Origin of the sequence: Blautia sp. aa_0143 (assembly GCF_004167315.1) — a bacterium.
GTDB lineage: Bacteria > Bacillota > Clostridia > Lachnospirales > Lachnospiraceae > Blautia_A > Blautia_A fusiformis.
The window spans coordinates 1-2,542 of record NZ_RCXU01000065.1; the positions used below are offsets into that span (position 1 = coordinate 1).

Below are 2,542 nucleotides of genomic sequence, written 5' to 3' on the forward strand. Positions count from 1 at the left end.
TTGAACAAAATCGCTACGCGATGGCCTGCCGAGGCTGTGGCATAGCGATTTTCTGTTTTCTATAACAAAACAGTGGAAAGCAAGTCCTAAAAGTAGTATTGTTAAATCACCACAAAATAACAATCAAACAGGATCGACCTCTCCACTGCCTATGAAAAGAATACCACCCTTCCACTTGGTTGGCAAGCGGTTTTATGACCCCAATGCTCCTCCGTATAAAGCAGTGTTTCTGATAACTACTGATTTTATATGGAGGATTTTATTATGTATGAAAAATATTTAGAACAGCTTGAGGAAGCCGGGAAAATCCGTAACCTCAAAGATCGTTCCATCAGTTGCTATAAAAACTATGTTTCTTACTTTCTGAAATATCAGAATAAGAATCCCAAAGAACTTACCTGTCAGGATGTCAGGGTTTTTTTGCTTGCGAAAAAAGAGGAAGGACTGAAAGCCACAACTCTGAATCTTTACAATTCTGCCATCCGTTTTTTCTATCGAAATGTCCTGCATATCCTTTGGGATGACATCACAGTTCCTCGTATGATCCTAGAACATAAGCTTCCTACTGTACTGACTGCCTCTGAGATTGACCGCCTGTTAGATGCTGTTGATGATATCAAATATAAGGCTATGTTCGCAGTCATGTATTCCTCAGGTATGAGAGTTTCTGAAGTGATCCATCTTCATTATGACGATATCTCCCGTTCAAATATGCAGATCCATGTCCGGGATACCAAGAATAGAATGGACCGTTATACCATTCTCTCCAAACGTTGTCTGGATATCCTTACACAATACTGGTTTGAGAAAGGTCGTCCCCGTGGCATCCTGTTTCCGAATAAATTTACCGGTAATTATCTAACAGTCAGTACTCTGGAACAGGTAATGCGACGGGCAGTAGCTGATACAGAACTTCCAAAGGCAGCAACCCCTCACTGTCTCCGCCATAGCTTTGCAACCCATCTGATGGAACAGGGCATAGAACGGCATAACATTCAAGCACTGCTTGGACACCGTGATCCGAAATCTACGGAAGTTTATCTTCATGTCAGCAACAAATCCCTCATGGGCATTCAAAGCCCTTTTGACAGGAAAGATGGTGCTGACCATGAATAAACCCACTGTCCAGGATATTTTTCGACATTTTTATACAGCATACCTTGAAAAGTATTCTCCATCCCCGGAACAGGCAAAAACTGCCCGGAACATCTTGAACTGTAAAACAGGAGCTTATGGTGCAAATATCAGTGTATGTGAAGACTGTGGTGCTGTCCAGATCCATTATAATTCCTGCCGTAACCGCTGTTGTCCCATGTGTCAGGCAGTCCCAAAGGAAATGTGGATGGATGCCCGCAGGGAAGATGTACTTGATGCACCTTATTTCCATCTGGTGTTTACAGTCCCTGATATTCTGAACCCAGTCATTTACAGTAATCAGAAACTGTTATATGACACGCTCTATCATGCAGCCTCTGCTACCATTCAAGAACTTACATCAGACCCAAAGCACCTTGGAGCTTCCGTTGGTTATATCTGCATCCTTCATACATGGGGCTCTGAAATGAACTTCCACCCTCACATTCATATGATACTGCTCGGCGGTGGACTGACACCGAAAAATGAGTGGAAAGATAATGGTACGGAGTTTTTTCTCCCTATATGGGCTATCTCCAAAGTATTTCGTGGGAAATATATGGATGAACTGAAAAATCTCTGGAATACAGATCAGCTTGAGTTTCATGGAACAGCAGAAAAATACCGTAATCATTATGAATTCAAAGAACTTATAGATTCCTGTTACGACACAGAATGGGTTCCTTACTGTAAGAAAACTTTTAACGGTGCACAATCTGTGATTGATTACCTTGGAAAGTATACCCATAGGATCGCTATCAGCAATCACCGCATCATCCATATGGATGATGAAAATGTTACTTTTTCTGTTAAGGATTACCGGAAAGAAGGACAATGGAAGGAACTGACCATTTCCGGCATTGAATTTATACGGCGTTTTCTGATGCATGTGCCCCCCAGACGTTTTGTCAGGATCCGGCATTATGGACTTCTATGTTCCCGCAGCAAACACAAAAAACTCACTTTATGCCGGAATCTTCTCGGATGCAAAAAATATCTTTCAAAGCTCAGGGATAAGGAAATGCCGGAAATACTGAAACAGCTATACAGGATAAACATCTGTGTATGTAAATCCTGCGGTGGACATCTTGGAAAACCACAACTGAGAATACCGCAAAGGTGTTAAAATCCAAATCTTTTATATGTTTTTTAAGCCTCAAAATCCTGAGGTTTTATTGTTGTATCTATTTATCTGAAAATCCTTGATTTCTGTAGCGTCTGCATAGGAAATCCTGTATAATCATGGATAAGAACAAAAGATTAAAAGTCCATAGGTAGTATCTACTCGGACGCTCACTTTGTTCAATTAGGTCAAATCGAAAATGGAGTAAACGAAGGGGCAGTTCACTGAAATGTCAAAACTGCTTTTTCGTTTACCCCATCATCGATTCTAACCTAAAGAATTTGT

General features: G+C 41.0%; 2 protein-coding genes. Both read left to right on the forward strand.

Going from position 1 to position 2,542, the window contains the following annotated elements; all coding sequences use genetic code 11:
- The first annotated feature begins 264 nt into the window (after positions 1–264).
- Positions 265–1,116 carry a tyrosine-type recombinase/integrase gene (locus EAI83_RS16900; protein WP_039959762.1) on the forward strand — a complete coding sequence of 284 codons (852 nt, stop codon included), beginning with the start codon at positions 265–267 and terminating at the stop codon, positions 1,114–1,116.
- Positions 1,109–2,260, forward strand: coding sequence for an IS91 family transposase (locus EAI83_RS16905; RefSeq protein ID WP_004843169.1), 1,152 nt, complete (start codon positions 1,109–1,111; stop codon positions 2,258–2,260). Before EAI83_RS16900 ends, EAI83_RS16905 begins: the two co-directional genes overlap by 8 nt.
- The last annotated feature ends 282 nt before the right edge of the window (positions 2,261–2,542 follow it).

What these genes read in the sequence shown, in the direction of transcription:
- EAI83_RS16900 (WP_039959762.1), top strand. Translation starts at nt 265, where the DNA reads ATGTATGAAAAATATTTAGAACAGCTTGAGGAAGCCGGGAAAATCCGT.
- EAI83_RS16905 (WP_004843169.1), top strand. Translation starts at nt 1,109, where the DNA reads ATGAATAAACCCACTGTCCAGGATATTTTTCGACATTTTTATACAGCA.